This is a genomic window from Streptomyces sp. NPDC102451 (assembly GCF_044765485.1).
GTDB lineage: Bacteria > Actinomycetota > Actinomycetes > Streptomycetales > Streptomycetaceae > Streptomyces.
The window spans coordinates 42,834-57,476 of sequence record NZ_JBIWKD010000013.1; the positions used below are offsets into that span (position 1 = coordinate 42,834).

The following is a 14,643-nucleotide window of genomic DNA, read 5'->3' on the forward strand; positions in this document are numbered from 1 at the left end:
ATCATGCAGGGCTCGCGGGGGTCCGGCCTGATCCAGACGAAAGGCCCTGGCGGGCGGCCTCGATGCCCGTCAGGAAGAAGTCGACGCCGGCGAGGAACTGCTCGCGGTCGTCGTGCTCGGGCAGCTGCGCCGCCACCCGGTGGACGAACGGGAACCGCTCGGGGTCGAGCTGCGCCCATTGTTCGGCGACCGTGCCGAGGAAGGCCACGCGATCCGGCTCGTGCACGAAGAGCCGGCCGTTCGCGGCGTTCTGCCCGGCGACGCCGAGTACGTGGTTCACGAGCGCGGACGTGGATTCGAACAGCAGCTGTTCGGGAACGCCGAGCGCCTCCAGCTGGCTGCCGAAGCCCTCGAAGATCTGCGGCATCGCCGCCAGCCACGGTGCCCGGGAGAGCTGGGCTCCCACCCACGGGTGCGCGTCGATCGCGTCGAACACCCCCAGGGCGATGCTCCGGATCGCCTCCCTCGGCCCCGCGTCACCGGCCACGTCCGTCACGACCCGGGCGATGACGTCGTCGGTGGCCGCCGCGAGCAGCTCGTCCTTGTTGGCGACGTGCCAGTAGATCGCCCCGCTCCCGGTGGACAGCCGTGCCGTGAGGGCACGGAAGGTCAGCGCCTTCTCGCCGCCGGCGTCAAGCATCTCGATCGCGGCCTCGACGATGCGCTCCTTGGAGAGCGCGTCGGTACGCCGAGGGGCCTGGTGCGGTCTGGTCGCCATGAGGACCAGTTTGACATGCCTGGAACGTTGTTCCAACCTAGAGGAGTGGAACAACGTTCCAGACGTCCCGGAAGCGCCTCGAAAGGAACCCCCATGAGCACCTCCACGACACCCGTCACGATCATCGGTGCGGGCCTCGGCGGCCTGACCCTCGCCCGCGTCCTCCACGTCCACGGCATCGCCGCGACGGTCTACGAATCCGACCCCTCGGCCGCCGCCCGCACCCAGGGCGGCCAGCTCGACATCCACGAGGAGGACGGGCAGCGGGCCCTCGCGGACGCCGGCCTCACCGACGAGTTCCTCGCGATCATCCACGAGGGCGCCGACGCGGCCCGCGTTCTCGGGCAGGACGGCAAGCTGCTCCTCGACGTCCCGGGCGACGACTCGATGGCGCGCCCCGAGGTCCTGCGCGGCAATCTGCGCCGGATCCTGCTCGACTCGCTGCCCGAGGGGACCGTCCGGTGGGGCAGCAAGGTCTCCGGCGCCCGCTCCCTCGGTGACGGCCGCCACGAAGTGACCTTCACCGACGGCACCACCGTCGTCACCGGCCTCCTCGTCGGCGCCGACGGCGCCTGGTCCAGGGTCCGGCCACTGCTCTCGGACGCCCGGCCCGTCTACGTCGGCACGACCTTCGTCGAGACCTACCTCCACGACGTGGACCGCAACCACTCCGCCACGGCCGCCGCCGTCGGCAAGGGCGCCATGTACGCGCTCGCCCCCGGCAAGGGCATCGTGGCCCACCGTGAGGCGGGGAACGTCCTGCACACCTACGTCGAGCTGAACCGCTCCGCCGAGTGGATCGCCGGCACCGACTTCACCGACCCGGCCGCCGCGGGCAGCCGGATCGCCGCCGAGTTCGAGGGCTGGGCCCCCGAGCTCACGGCCCTGATCACCGACGGCGAGACCGCCCCCGTCGCCCGCATGATCCACACCCTCCCCGACGGACACCGCTGGGACCGCGTCCCCGGAGTGACACTCATCGGCGACGCCGCGCACCTCATGCCGCCCTCCGGCGACGGCGCCAACCTCGCCATGTACGACGGCGCCGAACTCGGCAAGGCCATCGCCGCCCACCCCGAGGACACCGAGGCAGCCCTCACCGCGTACGAACAGGCCATGTTCCCGCGCAGCGCCCGCTTCTACGAGGACGCCCGCGAAATCCTCGCCATCTGCCTCGGCGACGACGCCCCCACCAGCTTCATCGGCTTCTTCACCGGCGGCTCCGAGGGCGAGCGGGACGCCTGAACCAGTCCTGAGACCCTCGCGGCGGCCGGTGGGGTCCGGGGCGGTCGTCAGGCCCAGGGGGCGAACGGTGGCCTGGCGGGAGCGGGGCCGAGGGTGGTGGTACCCGGTTCGGCGCGGTGGCCGAGCCCGGTTCGGTAGGCGTTCAGGGCCGCTTCCGTCCGGCCCTCGCTGCGCATCAGGTCTCCGAACAGCCGGCAGATGTCGGCGATGTCCCCGGCGGCTCCCGTCTGTTCGAGCAGGGAGAGCGCGGTGGCGTAGTGCCGCTCGGCGGCCTCGACGTCTCCGGCGTCTTCCGCGATCAGCCCGAGAAGCCGGTGCGCCCCGCCTGCGTGCAGTGCGCCACGGCCGGGCTGCAGTCCGACCAGCAGGCTGTCCAGGAGCTCCGCGGCCTCCGCGGGCTTCCCTCTCCTGCGCAGGACGTCGGCGAGCTCGACCTCCACCTGGGACACGTACAACGCCGCCCGCTTGGACACCAGCATCGAGTGCGCGGTGCGCAGTTCCGTCTCCGCCTGCGCGAGGTCGTCGTGCTGGGCACAGACGTAGCCCCTCATCCAGTGGCAATGGGCGAGTTCGGTACGGATCTGCAGCTGCTGGTAGAGCTCGGTGGCCCGGGCCAGCGATGCCTGGGCCGCTTCGGCCCTGCCCTCGGCGATCAGAGTGCGGGCCACCGTGCGGTGCATGGTGGCGACCAGGGCGGGGTCGGACACCTGGGGCACCAGGGCGAGTGCGAGTTCAGCGGCCTGCGCGGCGCGGGCATGGGCGCCCATGTCCATGTACGGGGCGATCGAAGCTGTGTAGAGCTGGAGCAGCGCGACGGGATCGTGCAGCCCTGACGTGTTGAGCGCGTCGATGGCGCTCTCCAGCAGGTAGCACGCGTACCGCAGTTCACCGGCGAGGTAGTGGGCGACGGATCTGCCCCGGACCGCCCGTGCGCGGGCGGGGAGCGGCTCGCCGGCCAGCGCGTGCTCGGCGGCCTCGAACCGGGCCAGGGCATCGGCCAGTTCGCCCGCCTCCAGGGCGCATTCCCCCAGACCCACGAGTGCGGCCGCCCGTTCCTGCGGGAGCCCGTACTCCTCGGCCCGTCCGAGGATCTGCTCGTAGGCCGCCCGCGCGTCGGCAGCCTCCTCGGTCGCCAGCACCCGCTGGGCTTCGGCCAGCTCCATCCGCAGGGCCGTGGCGATGTGGGTCGGCTTTCCGGTGGCGAGTTCCTCGTAGTCGACAGCGAGCCGCTCGGCGATGTGCCGGAGGGCGGCTTCGGAGGGCCGTGCCCTGCCTGCTTCCAGGGTGGAGACGTAGGCAGCGGTGTACAGGGGTTCGGCGAGCTGGCGCTGGGTCAGTTCACGTTCCTTACGGAGCCGCTTGAGCCTGCGGCCGATCGCGACGGGCGAGTCCCGCTCCTCCCCCGCTTCCCCGATCGGGCGACGTGCCCCGCCCCCCGCGATCGTCACCTTGCCGGTTCCCGTCATGGCAGCCCCTCGTCCTGTGTGCGCCGGTGGTCACCGGCCGCTTCGTTCGCGAGAACCCCGGTTACTCGGCGGCAACACCTCCCGCCCTCGCACCTGTTGTGCGTCCCCCTCGGCGCACCCTAAGTTAAACAGCAACTCAAACGCATTCAACTGAGGCCTTAACACGGCCCGGATGGTGGAGGCCATCACTCGGCCGACCACCGGCGGGCCCGGATACGGACGAGTTCGAGCACGTCGCGCCCACGACAGGCCTGCCTGCCGGCAGGTCCGACCACGTCAGCACTCCACTTCACTTCCGAGCTGGACACCAGAGTGAGGATTGACATGCACAAGCACAGAATTGCCGCCATATCCGCGAGCGTCGCGCTCACGGCGGTCATCGGGGCAGCCCTCGCCGTTCCCGCGGCCGCCGTGGACCCGGAACCCGTCCAGGAGCCGCACCTCACCGTCGAATACTTTCCCGAGCCCGGCGGCGAGGGCCGGCGGACCGAGGTCCCGGTCAGCACGGAGGCGGCGACCGGCCGTGCCACGGCCCGGAGCGCGGCACCCACCGCGGGCACGACGGACGGCGAGGTCGGCGAGCTGTCCGTGACCGGCCCTTCGGCCGACCGCCTCGACGTGGTGATCATCGGTGACGGCTACACGGCAGACCAGCAGGACGCCTTCCACGCCGCGGCAGCGACGAAGTGGGGGGACATCACCGCCATCGAGCCCTACTCCAGCTACCAGGGTCTGATGAACGTGTGGACCGTCGACGCGGTGTCCGCCGAGTCCGGGATCACCGGTGACCCCACCGCCGATGTCACCAAGGACACCGCGCTCGGCAGCTACTTCTGGTGCTCGGACACCGAGCGACTGGTCTGCGCCGACATCGACAAGGTCGCCTCGTACGCCGCCAGGGCCCCCGAGGCCGACCTGGTCGTGGTCGTGTCCAACTCCACCAAGTACGGCGGTGCGGGGTACTCGGGCCTGGAGGCGGAGGGCTATCCGTTCGACGGAGTCTCGACCCTCTCGTCGGACAACGAGCAGTCGAGCATGATCGCCGCCCACGAGATCGGTCACTCGGTGGGGCTGCTGGCGGACGAGTACACGTACGACGGTTACGGCACCTGGCCGTCCGGCGAGCCCGACACGATCAACTCCAGCATCTACACCACGGAGCAGATGGCGGCCGGCCGGACCAAGTGGTACCGCTGGCTCGGTGAGGCCGACCCGACCGGAGGCACCGTCGGCACGTACGAGGGCAGCAGCTACTACCCCTACGGGATCTACCGCCCGACCTCCAACTCCCTGATGCGGGCCCTGAACGTCAGCGACTTCAACCTCCCCGGCCGTGAGGCCATGATCGCCGGCTTCTACCGGGAGGCCAACGCGCTGAGCAGTGGGACAAGGACGAGCAGCGCGGTCCTGAGGACCGGCCCCCTCAAGGTCTCCCAGGCCGGTCTCACCGGCCTGGCGGCCCCGGAGCTCCGCTGGTACGTCGACGGCGCCCAGGTGAGGCGGGCGCAGGGCCTCACCACCGTCACGCCCGCCTCACTGGGCGTCGCCGCGGACGGCAGGACCCACACCGTGACGGTCAGGTCCTGGGACCGGAGCACGTCGATCCGCGACCCCCGGGTCCTCGCCGAGGCCACCGAGAGCCTGACCTGGACGGTCAAGGCGTCCGGTCGCAGGGCCCACGGGAAGCACTGACGCCAGGCGGTACGACGACATCCGGCACCGGACACCGCACCGGACCGGAATCCGCCGGGCCGGGGAGGCATGTCCCTGACCCGGCGGTTCCCCTTTCTGCACTCCTTCGACTCCCGGCAAGCTCGGATGCCGGGCGAGATCACCGGCATCGGGAGCCTCCTGTCCGAGACGGAGACCGGCCCCCCGGAGGCCGCGGTCCCCAGCCGCGGACGGGACGGGACGGGACGGAGAGCGTACGGGGCGATGGCGTACGGGGCGATGCGCCCCGGTGGCAGCAGACAGCCCGTTGTCGAGGGGTACCTGCGTCATGTGTCCCACGACGAGGATCCTGCCCGCCGGGACATCGTGCTCCAACGGCCGGTGCTGTGGACCGGGCCGGGCGACATCCCCCGTACGCTTTCGCCCGCCAGGACGGTCGTCGTCCCGGGCTCACTGATCCGGGTGATCCACCTCTCGTACCCGGACACCGCCCCGCCTCCGTCCTCCGCCTGAGTCCCCGAACTCGCGCGGGGCCGGTGCCGGGCCGCCGGCTCCCCCGCGAGCCGGGCACCGGCGCCGCTACAGAAGTCCCACGAGGTCCGCCAGCCAGTGGCCGTAGACGTCGCTGTCGGCCACGGGCGGCACGATCAGGCCCGCGAGCAGAGCGAGGGGGGATCCGACCAGCAGCAGCGTCGCCGGCAGATCCGAACGGGCGGGCATCTGTGCCTTGGTGGGGACCGTCGAGACCATCCCCACCGCGAAGGCGAGCACAACGATGAGCAGACCGAGCACGCCGAAGACGACCATCCTGACGACGGACGGTCCGGGATCGGCCTGCAGCGCCGCCATGTACCCCGCCGCGACAACGGCGATCAGCAGAGCTACGACGAGGGCGACCGCCTGGTCACGGAGGTACACCCTCCGCCTGGTCACGGGCGTGGAGGTGGCCTCCGGCGCGGGTTCGGCCTCCGCCGGGGACTCGGCCTCCGGTACGGGCCCGGCCTCCGGCCTGGACGTGATCTCCGGTGTGGGTGGCAGGGCCTCGAGGTTGCGGAGGTAGTGGTACGCCTCCCCGAAGGCGGCCGTCTCCTCCGGACTTGCCCCCAGCGCCCGGACGAGGTTCTCCAGATTGGCCCAGTGGGTGGGAAGGGAGCGTCCGGACAGCCACCACTCGACGGTGGGCTCCCACTGGTTCCTGTCCGTTTCGCTGATGACCTCGTTCTCGAATGCCGCGGCGAACATCGCGGCCGGTGGCCAGTCGGTGTCGCCGGCCCGCGCTCTCAGGGCCTTCAGCTGTTTCCCCAGATCGGCGCGGGAGGTGACTTTCTCCAGCCGGCTGAGGATCAGGGACGGCTCCGGCGCTGCTACGCCCGGTCCAGGTGCCAGGGTCGCCACGTCGCCGGGCGGAACATCGTCCGCGGCTTGCTCTCCGGCCTCCTCCGGCTGATCGGGGTCGGGTTCGGCCGGCGGCGGCAGCGGTGTCCCGGACGGAGCCGCGGCTGCAACCGTCTCCCTCCTGGCCGCCTTCGCGATGGTCACCCGGTATTCGAGTTCGGCCCACATCTGTGGCCGCTGCCTCACCCCGGCTGCGAGGATCCGTTCATAGACGTAGTCGTACAGCTCGTGAACACTGACCGCTCCGTCCCTGTCGAGATCGGCCTCACCGGTGCGGAGACCTTCGATCACGGCTCCGGTGAACCTGGACCGGCCCGGCTCCAACTCGCTGACCCGGTCGCCCTCCCAGGCGTATTCGGTGCGGTTGGTGGCCGTGATGACCGCCCGCCCGTGCCCGGCCAGTTCATCGCGCACATGGACCGTGGTGTCGCCCTTGGTGCCGTGCAGGAAGGCCCCGCTGTAGCAGCAGTCCAGCAGCAGGACGATGGACCGGGCCCGGCACCGTCGCATCTGGATCTGCAGGAAGGATCCGGAGACGGCGGTGGAGGCGAGGAGCTTCTGGTCGGTGTCCCGGGCCGCGAAGTACAGCTCTCCGTTGTCGTTCTTGATCCCATGGCACGACAGGTGCAGCAGCAGGAGGTCGTCCCGGCTCCGGTCGAGGAAGAACTCCTCCATCGCGCGGCTCACCTCGCCGTGGCGGCCGTCGATGACCGTCTGCACGGCGAAGTCACCGACCTGAGGGTCGCTGAGCACCTCGGCCAGACCTTCGGCGTCCGGCGCCGGCGAGCGCAAGCGGCTCAGACCGGCGGTGTCGTAGCGACCGGTCGCGATCAGCAGGGCAAACCGGCCCCCGGGCATCGTGTGTCCCCCTTCAGACTTGCCCGGCCGTCCCGGATTCCGGCACCGGCGTGTCCGGGCCCGGGCGTGGCGCGGGTTCCACCGCAGTACGCGGCGGAGTGTGCCGGGAGATGAACTCCTCGATCAGTCGGCGCTGGTCGGCCGATGACAGGGCTTCCACCTCCAGGCTGTCCTCACCCACGGCGATACTGATCCTCCGAACCGGCCGGTTCTCGATCCACGCCTGCAGCAGGTGCACCAGACTACGTACCACGAACGGCGCCGCTGTCACCACCAGGGCGCCCAGAGCGATCGTCCCGCCCGGCTTGGCTCCCTCCGGTGCCTCTTCCGCCCGTTCCAGCACGACGCTTTCGATCTCCTGCTCCAGCAGGCGTTCACGCAACGCGAGCGTGCACGACTCCAGTTCCTCCGGATCGCTGTCCGGGCCGCCCTCTAGCACCACCCGGATCCGACTCGCCGAACTGCTCACTGTGCCCCCACGTACTTGCCGAGCGATCAGCGTAGCCAAAACTCTTCCGGCCCACCCCGGCCAGCGGCGATTTGCGTGCACACAGCAGGTCGAAGTCACACGCCGGGGTGGGGCCCGCGCCGTCGGCCGCCTGCTCCACCGCCCCTTCTCCGGGGCGTCGGGCGCGCTTGTCATCGTCCCCCACCTGGCATTACTGTCACCACGCCTTGGTGAACGGGAAATCGGTGTGATGCCGGTGCGGCCCTCGCCACTGTGATCGGGAAGTCCGGCTCCGGCCCTCGCGGGCAGCCACTGGGTCCTTGTGACCCGGGAAGGCGGAGTTCGGGCGGTGGTACCCGTAAGCCAGGAGACCGGCCAAGGCACTTCAACCATCCACGAGGTGCTGGAGAGGGTCTGCTGAGCCATGCACATAGCCGAGGGTTTTCTGCCTCCGGCGCACGCGATCGCCTGGGGTGTCGCGTCCGCGCCGTTCGTCGTCCACGGAGTCCGGTCACTTACGCGTGAGGTCAGGGAGAACCCTGAGAGCACGCTGCTCCTGGGGGCCTCCGGGGCCTTCACGTTCGTTCTTTCCGCGCTCAAGATCCCGTCCGTCACCGGGAGTTGTTCGCATCCCACGGGTACGGGGCTGGGGGCCATCCTGTTCCGCCCGCCGATCATGGCGGTCCTGGGCACCATCACCCTGCTGTTCCAGGCGCTCCTGCTGGCCCACGGCGGTCTGACCACGCTGGGCGCCAACGTCTTCTCGATGGCGATCGTCGGGCCCTGGGCGGGGTACGCGGTCTACAAGCTGCTGCGCCGGTACGAGGTGCCGCTGATGGTGGCGGTGTTCTTCGGCGCGTTCGTCGCCGACCTGTCGACCTACTGCGTCACCAGCGTGCAGCTGGCGCTCGCCTTCCCGGACCCGGGCAGCGGGTTCCTGGGCGCGCTCGGCAAGTTCGGCTCCATCTTCGCGGTCACCCAGATCCCGCTCGCGGTGAGCGAAGGTCTCCTGACGGTGCTGGTCATGCGTCTCCTGGTGCAGTCCAGCAAGGGGGATCTGACCCGGCTGGGCGTGTTCCTCACCGGCAAGCAGAACCGGACCAGGACGACCGAGACCGAGGCGGTGGCCCGATGAACAGGAACACGAAGATCAACGCCCTTCTGCTGATCGTCGTGGCGGCCCTGGCCGTCCTGCCGCTGGCCCTCGGCCTCGGCGACGGCGAGGAGGAGCCGTTCGCGGGGGCCGACGCCCAGGCCGAGACGGCGATCACCGAGATCGATCCCGACTACGAGCCGTGGTTCTCCCCGCTCTACGAACCGCCGTCGGGCGAGATCGAGTCGGCGCTGTTCGCCCTCCAGGCCGCGCTCGGCGCGGGTGTCCTCGCCTACTACTTCGGCCTCCGGCGCGGGCGCCGTCAGGGCGAGCTGCGGGCGGTCGCGCCGCAGCACGGCGACGTCGCCGGGGAGTCCGCGGCCCGGGGGAACTGAGCGCGTGCTGCCGATCGACGCGGCGGCGCACAGCTCCCGCTGGCGCCGCCGCCATCCCGTGGACAAGGCCGTGCTGGGCCTGGGCCTCACCGTTCTGGCGATCTCGCTGCCGCCCTGGCCCGGTGCGGCCCTGATCCTCCTGACCGCCGTCGCCGTGCTGCTGGGGCCGGCGGGGGTGCCCGCCCGTCAACTGTGGCGGGCGTACCGGGTTCCCCTGGGTTTCTGTGTCACCGGGGCCGTCACACTCCTCGTACAGGTGGGCGGACCGGAGGGGTTCGTGGCCCTGGCCGGCGGGGGGCCGCTCCGCGCCGGGGAGCTGCTGCTGCGCACCTCGGCGGCGTCCCTCGGTGTCCTGCTGTTCGCGTTCACCACCCCGATGTCCGATCTGCTGCCCCGCCTGGTCAAGGCGGGGGTGCCGGCGCCGGTGGTGGATGTCGCGCTGGTGACCTACCGCATGAGTTTCCTCCTCCTCGACTCGGTACGCCGGATCCGTGAGGCCCAGGCGGCACGGCTCGGGCACACCACCCGGGCCGCCGCCTGGCGTTCGCTGGCAGGGCTGGGCGCCACCGCCTTCATCAGGGCCTTCGACCGCGCGGCCCGGCTCCAGGCCGGACTCGCCGGGCGCGGTTACGACGGGACCCTGCGCGTCCTGGTGCCCGAGGCCCGCGTCTCCGTCCGGTTCGTGGCCGTGAGCGTCACCCTGCTCGCGGCCCTCACCGTCCTGACCTTCGCCCTGGAAAGGCCCTTGTCATGAGCGAACCGGTACTGCTCGCCCTGCGGGGCGCGTCCTTCGCGTACGAGGACGGCCCCACCGTGCTCAGCGGCCTCGACTTCGAGGCGCACGCCGGGCGCGCGCTCGCCCTGCTCGGCCGGAACGGCAGCGGTAAGACCACGCTGATGCGGCTCCTCAGCGGCGGGTTGCGCCCGCGCGAGGGGCAGTTGACGGTCGAGGGGCGCCCGGTGACGTACGACCGCAAGGGGCTGACCCGGCTGCGCACCACGGTCCAGCTGGTGGTGCAGGACCCGGACGACCAGCTGTTCGCCGCGTCCGTCTTCCAGGACGTGTCGTTCGGACCGCTGAACCTCGGTCTGCCCGACGCCGAGGTGCGGGCGCGGGTGGACGAGGCTCTCGCCGCCCTCGACATCACGGCCCTGGCGGACCGGCCCACCCATCTGCTCTCGTACGGACAGCGCAAACGGGCCGCCATCGCGGGCGCGGTCGCGATGAGGCCGCGTGTGCTGATCCTCGACGAGCCGACGGCCGGGCTCGATCCGGACGGCCAGGAGAGGCTGCTGGCCACCCTCGGCACGCTCCGCGACAGCGGCACCACGGTCATGATGGCCACTCACGACGTCGACCTCGCCCTGCGCTGGGCCGACGACGCCGCGCTCCTCACCCCCTCCGGTGCCGTCGCCGGGCCCGCTCCCGCGATGCTGGCCCGTACGGACCTCCTGCGGGAGGCGGGGCTGCGGCTGCCGTGGGGCATCGCCACCGCCGGACTGCTTCGCGCGCACGGGCTGCTGGACGCCACGGCGCCCGGCCCCCGTACCCCCGAGCAGCTCACGGACTTCGTCCCCGGCACGGTCGGACGACCCGGAAGAGGTCCGGCGGTCAGATGACCCGGAAGAGGTCTCCGGCGGCGTGGACGTCGGTCAGGTCCTCGATGCTGCGGAGGTTGTCGCACAGGGCGTCCAGGACCGTGCCGGGTTCGGCGGCCTGCGGGGCGCCGACGGCCACGCCGAAGGAGCGGAAGCCGAGCGTGTGCTTGGCCTCGTTCCAGCCGCGCATCCACCCCTCGGTGACGTCGCACTCCCCGTCGGTGATCATCACGATGTCGCCGCGCCTGCGGCCGTCCGCGTCGTACTCCTTCTCCAGCAGCCCGACGGCCGCCGACAGGGGCGCCCGGTAGTCGGTGCCGCCCCCGAAGAAATGCTCGGCGAAGTCGATCACGTCCTCGGTCCCGGCGGGCCCGGAGGCCGGGAATCGGCACACCTTCAGGGACTCGGCGGAGGAGAACAGGATGCCGACGAAGTCGCGCTTCGCCCTGCGGGCCTGGTCCAGCAGCGCCAGGGCGCACGCCTTGGACCACGCCTCGCCGGTGATCCCGCCGGGGCCGGGGCGGCTCATGGAGTTGGAGCAGTCGACGCACGCGATGATCGCGCCCTTCCCGGTGGTCTGCTCCCCTCGGCTGTCGTAGAGCATCAGACGTGCCTCGGCGTACCTCGCGGCGAACACGCTCCTCATGGCCGGTACACCGAGGTTGGCCAGCTCGGAGGGGATGACCCGGGAGAGGTCGTCTCCCAGGGTGATGCCGACCAGCTCGCCCCGGGCCTGCTCGACCTTGCGGGCGCTCTCGCCGGCGGCCATCTGCCGGAACCGGCCGATGAGGTCCGCGAACCGCCCCAGCCGGCCGGAGCGCAGCCGCTCGGCGAGCTCGGCCCGTCGGCCGAAGGGCATCCGCTCCAGCTCGCCCGGACCGACACCCCATGCGCGCATCAGCTCGGCCTCGTCGCGGGACTGCTCGGCCGCCGTGGCCGTGGCACTCCGTGCGGCGGCACGGATGCCGGGGGCCGCCGCGGCGAGTGCCTGCCCTGCTTCCTGGGAGGCCTGGCGCGCGGCGGTGTCGGCGGCCTCGGCCCTCTCGATCGCCCGCGCCAGGGCGTCGGTCGGCCCGTCCGGCACCGTGCCGTCCTCGTCCGCCTCCCCGGCAGCCTGCTGGAGCGCCCCGGCGACATCGGAGGCCGTCCGCTCGGCCTCCTCACGGGCGGCCTCCGCGCGCCGGATTCGCTCGGCGGCGTCCTCGGCCCGCTCCAGCATCCCGCGCAGGGCGTCGGACCGGGCGAGTACGGCCATGGCCGCGGCGTAGGGGTCGCCGGAGGTCTCGCGGTGCAGCTCGGTGAACTCCGGGCTGTCCGTCAGGGCCGTGACGACCTGGTGGTTGACCAGACGGGAGGGGTCCATGCCGGCCCGGTCGCGTACCTGCGGGCTGACCTTGTAGGCGGCCAGGAACACATCGGTGAGCAGGTCCTCGGTGTGGTCGTGGCGCTGGTTCAGGTCATGCGCCAGGTGCCGCAGCCCGGCGGTTCCGGCGTAGGCGTCGCGCCAGGCCATCGTGTCGAACCGGTCGGCGGCCACTGTGGCGGTCGCCTTCGGCTGTTCCGTGCCGGAGGTCAGGCCGAGCCACTTCCCTGCCCGGTCCCTCAGCTCCGTGATGTCTCTCAGGGCCTCACCCATGGTCGTGTCCCCGCCGCTCAGAGCTGGGCCTGCACGAGGCTCGCGTCCACCCCGAGCGCCTCGGTCAGGACGCGGGCGTGGACGGCGCGCTGGAGGATGATCACGCGTTCGACGGCGGTGGTGGAGCGGTCGGCGGCCTCCGCCTCCGCGTGCAGCCTCTCCAGCTGCTTGCCCGCCATGTTGAGCTTGGTGATGGCCTCCTTGATCGCCCAGTCGGCCAGGGTCTCGCGGGACTGGCCGGCCTTCGCGTCGAGTTCGGCCTCCAGCTCCTCGATGGCGTCGGCGAGGTCGAGGGCCTCCTTGGCGTCGGGGTTGACCAGGTGCAGGACCTCGCGCTCGACGGTGGGACGCTCGGCGGGCGAGTCCCACAGCACGTGGGTGAGCACCGACAGGTCGTTACGGTCCACCGTGTCGCGGCCGTCCAGGAAGGCGCAGGCCTGGAGCAGCCGGACCGACTGGCGCCAGCGGCGGTCGGAGGCGATCAGCTCCTTGCGGCGCAGGGCGGCCCGGAGCGTGCAGACGGCATCCACGATCGCGTCCGGGACGTCCACGGCCGGAACGGCCTCGGTCACGGCCTGCTGGAGCTCGGTCAGTCCCACTGTGGTCCGGGTGGTGACGGCGGGGGCGGCGACGGCGGAGCGCACCAGGCCGGCGAAGTTGGAGGGGTCGGCGAGGTATCCCACCTCGATCCGTACCAGCAGCCGGTCGTAGATCGCGGCGCTGTCGTCGCCGGTGGGCAGCTCGTTGGACGCGGTGATCGCGCTGATCAGGGGGCAGTGGATGGGCTCACCGCCGTTCTCCGGGTGGTAGATGCGCTCGTTGAGCAGCCCGAGGGTCTCGTTCAGGGCCGCGGTGGAGCACTTGAAGATCTCGTCGATGAACGCGATGTGCGCGGTCGTCGCCCGGCCGTCGAAGATCTGCCGGTACTCGCCGCGGCTCAGCGCCCCCACGTCGATCGGGCCGAACATCCGGGTGGGGGCGGTGAACTTGCTGAGCAGGATCTCCCAGTAGTTCGCGCTCTCGATCCGGCCCGTCAGCTCCCGCGCCAGCTCGGACTTGGCCGTGCCGGGAGGCCCCAGCAGGAGCGCGTGCTGACCGGCCAGCATCGCCACCGTGAGCGTCCGTATGACGTCGTCCCGCTCGTAGAACAGCCCTGACAGTTCCGCGGTGATCGCTCGCAGCCGCTCCGCCGTGTCCTGTGCGCCCATCGTCATCTCCCTGCTCCTGAACCCTGATCGGGGCCGAAGGGTTACGGGGCCGCCCGGCCCGCCGCCGCCATTATGCCGACCGGGGGCAGGCCGATTCCGAAAGGGCAAGGGGAGCGGGCACAGGCCCGGACGCTCAGCATTCACGAAGTGAGGCGAGCGCCGAAATCCGTGAGGAAATCGCGGCAATGAGCAACAGGAATGCGGAGGGTGCATCCGGTCGTGCGAATTCATCGAAGGATCGCATCGACACCCCACAAGCCGAACCGCTGTACGAATATGCCGCGTACAAGTCGACCGGCATACGCACCGGCCCACCAGCACGGATGGTCTCGAATGCTGAGAACCGCACGTGCTCCGTCACACAATTCGGCTCGATGGGCATCGACTTTCGGACTCTTCACAAAGGGTTAACTTCATAAGCCCTTCGTCCTGTTAGCGTCCCGAAGGAAGGATGAGGACCACGAGGAGGTGAAGGGTGCGCGTTGCGGCGGTCCGGTTCGTACTCGCGTTCCTGATGGGCTTCCTCCTGGCCCCGTACCCCGGCATGCCGTCGGCGGACGCTCACGCCTCCGCCCCGGGAATGCGGGCGGCCTCACTCCCGGGTGCCACCGCGGGAGAGGCGCACGGGGAGTACGGCACGTGCGGCACACCCGATCGCGGGGGCGAGTCGAACGGCCTTCTGCGCCACCGTGACCGGCATCGCTCGGCGACCGTTCCCGGCCCCGACGCACCGTCGCGTTCCGGGGTGACCGACGACGCCGACGGCATGCTCGCACCGGCGGCCGTCGCCGCGATGGGCAACGCCCAGCACTCCTCCAGATCCTCCACGGCGCACTCCTCCTCCGCTCTCCAGGTGTTCCGCTGCTGAGCTGACCCGCGGCGCTCGACCATCGCTCCCCCTGCCTCCGTCC

The 14,643-nt window shown here is 71.2% G+C and carries 14 protein-coding genes and 1 riboswitch; of the genes, 8 read left to right on the forward strand and 6 right to left on the reverse strand.

The window, feature by feature from the left end:
* Window position 1: 1 nt before the first annotated feature.
* A complete protein-coding gene (locus ACIRD8_RS25840; protein WP_403996080.1) occupies window positions 2-718 on the reverse strand; it encodes a TetR/AcrR family transcriptional regulator in 717 nt (238 codons plus the stop codon).
* Window positions 719-811: 93 nt separating this feature from the next.
* Between ACIRD8_RS25840 and ACIRD8_RS25845 the strand changes: the two genes are divergently transcribed.
* Window positions 812-1,963 carry an FAD-dependent oxidoreductase gene (locus ACIRD8_RS25845; RefSeq protein ID WP_403996083.1) on the forward strand — a complete coding sequence of 384 codons (1,152 nt, stop codon included), beginning with the start codon at window positions 812-814 and terminating at the stop codon, window positions 1,961-1,963.
* 47 nt (window positions 1,964-2,010) lie between these two features.
* On the opposite strand, the gene ACIRD8_RS25850 is transcribed toward ACIRD8_RS25845, so the two are convergent.
* Entirely contained in the window at window positions 2,011-3,429 is a 1,419-nt protein-coding gene (locus tag ACIRD8_RS25850) for a helix-turn-helix domain-containing protein (RefSeq protein WP_403996086.1), read from the reverse strand.
* A 324-nt stretch (window positions 3,430-3,753) separates the two neighbouring features.
* On the opposite strand from ACIRD8_RS25850, the gene ACIRD8_RS25855 reads away from it, so the two are divergent.
* Window positions 3,754-5,121 carry a M64 family metallopeptidase gene (locus tag ACIRD8_RS25855; protein WP_403996089.1) on the forward strand — a complete coding sequence of 456 codons (1,368 nt, stop codon included), beginning with the start codon at window positions 3,754-3,756 and terminating at the stop codon, window positions 5,119-5,121.
* Window positions 5,122-5,190: 69 nt separating this feature from the next.
* Window positions 5,191-5,613, forward strand: a complete 423-nt coding sequence (locus tag ACIRD8_RS25860; RefSeq protein ID WP_403996092.1) for a DUF6338 family protein — start codon at window positions 5,191-5,193, stop codon at window positions 5,611-5,613.
* A gap of 66 nt (window positions 5,614-5,679) precedes the next feature.
* Here the strand turns inward: ACIRD8_RS25860 and ACIRD8_RS25865 are convergent, their stop codons facing one another.
* Entirely contained in the window at window positions 5,680-7,353 is a 1,674-nt protein-coding gene (locus tag ACIRD8_RS25865; RefSeq protein WP_403996095.1) for a caspase domain-containing protein, read from the reverse strand.
* 13 nt (window positions 7,354-7,366) lie between these two features.
* Window positions 7,367-7,822, reverse strand: coding sequence for a hypothetical protein (locus ACIRD8_RS25870; protein WP_403996098.1), 456 nt, complete (start codon window positions 7,820-7,822; stop codon window positions 7,367-7,369).
* A gap of 168 nt (window positions 7,823-7,990) precedes the next feature.
* Window positions 7,991-8,196: riboswitch (cobalamin riboswitch) on the forward strand.
* 29 nt (window positions 8,197-8,225) lie between these two features.
* Here ACIRD8_RS25870 and ACIRD8_RS25875 point away from each other — a divergent pair.
* Genes ACIRD8_RS25875 through ACIRD8_RS25890 form a run of 4 tightly spaced genes read left to right on the forward strand, consistent with a single transcriptional unit; the run spans window position 8,226 to window position 10,909 of the window.
* Entirely contained in the window at window positions 8,226-8,936 is a 711-nt protein-coding gene (locus ACIRD8_RS25875; RefSeq protein ID WP_403996101.1) for an energy-coupling factor ABC transporter permease, read from the forward strand.
* A complete protein-coding gene (locus ACIRD8_RS25880) occupies window positions 8,933-9,289 on the forward strand; it encodes an energy-coupling factor ABC transporter substrate-binding protein (RefSeq protein WP_403996104.1) in 357 nt (118 codons plus the stop codon). The genes ACIRD8_RS25875 and ACIRD8_RS25880 overlap by 4 nt, the downstream gene beginning before the upstream one ends.
* 4 nt (window positions 9,290-9,293) lie before the next feature.
* Complete coding sequence (cbiQ, locus tag ACIRD8_RS25885) at window positions 9,294-10,043, forward strand: cobalt ECF transporter T component CbiQ (RefSeq protein ID WP_403996107.1); 750 nt, start codon at window positions 9,294-9,296, stop codon at window positions 10,041-10,043.
* The gene (locus ACIRD8_RS25890; protein WP_403996110.1) at window positions 10,040-10,909 is read left to right on the forward strand and encodes an energy-coupling factor ABC transporter ATP-binding protein; all 870 of its coding nucleotides are present in this window, start codon (window positions 10,040-10,042) and stop codon (window positions 10,907-10,909) included. Before cbiQ ends, ACIRD8_RS25890 begins: the two co-directional genes overlap by 4 nt.
* Here the strand turns inward: ACIRD8_RS25890 and ACIRD8_RS25895 are convergent.
* Window positions 10,902-12,524: a VWA domain-containing protein gene (locus ACIRD8_RS25895; RefSeq protein WP_403996111.1), complete on the reverse strand. Its 1,623-nt coding sequence runs from the start codon at window positions 12,522-12,524 to the stop codon at window positions 10,902-10,904. The genes ACIRD8_RS25890 and ACIRD8_RS25895 overlap by 8 nt on opposite strands.
* A 17-nt stretch (window positions 12,525-12,541) precedes the next feature.
* Entirely contained in the window at window positions 12,542-13,738 is a 1,197-nt protein-coding gene (locus ACIRD8_RS25900) for an AAA family ATPase (protein WP_403996114.1), read from the reverse strand.
* A gap of 469 nt (window positions 13,739-14,207) precedes the next feature.
* Here ACIRD8_RS25900 and ACIRD8_RS25905 point away from each other — a divergent pair, with 469 nt between their 5' ends.
* Complete coding sequence (locus tag ACIRD8_RS25905) at window positions 14,208-14,600, forward strand: hypothetical protein (RefSeq protein WP_403996117.1); 393 nt, start codon at window positions 14,208-14,210, stop codon at window positions 14,598-14,600.
* The last annotated feature ends 43 nt before the right edge of the window (window positions 14,601-14,643 follow it).

Coding starts and splice junctions, on each gene's coding strand:
- ACIRD8_RS25880 (WP_403996104.1), top strand. CDS start 8,933: ATGAACAGGAACACGAAGATCAACGCCCTTCTGCTGATCGTCGTGGCG.
- ACIRD8_RS25860 (WP_403996092.1), top strand. CDS start 5,191: ATGTCCCTGACCCGGCGGTTCCCCTTTCTGCACTCCTTCGACTCCCGG.
- ACIRD8_RS25855 (WP_403996089.1), top strand. CDS start 3,754: ATGCACAAGCACAGAATTGCCGCCATATCCGCGAGCGTCGCGCTCACG.
- ACIRD8_RS25840 (WP_403996080.1), bottom strand. CDS start 718: ATGGCGACCAGACCGCACCAGGCCCCTCGGCGTACCGACGCGCTCTCC.
- ACIRD8_RS25875 (WP_403996101.1), top strand. CDS start 8,226: ATGCACATAGCCGAGGGTTTTCTGCCTCCGGCGCACGCGATCGCCTGG.
- ACIRD8_RS25845 (WP_403996083.1), top strand. CDS start 812: ATGAGCACCTCCACGACACCCGTCACGATCATCGGTGCGGGCCTCGGC.
- ACIRD8_RS25865 (WP_403996095.1), bottom strand. CDS start 7,353: ATGCCCGGGGGCCGGTTTGCCCTGCTGATCGCGACCGGTCGCTACGAC.
- ACIRD8_RS25895 (WP_403996111.1), bottom strand. CDS start 12,524: ATGGGTGAGGCCCTGAGAGACATCACGGAGCTGAGGGACCGGGCAGGG.
- ACIRD8_RS25890 (WP_403996110.1), top strand. CDS start 10,040: ATGAGCGAACCGGTACTGCTCGCCCTGCGGGGCGCGTCCTTCGCGTAC.
- ACIRD8_RS25850 (WP_403996086.1), bottom strand. CDS start 3,429: ATGACGGGAACCGGCAAGGTGACGATCGCGGGGGGCGGGGCACGTCGC.
- ACIRD8_RS25900 (WP_403996114.1), bottom strand. CDS start 13,738: ATGACGATGGGCGCACAGGACACGGCGGAGCGGCTGCGAGCGATCACC.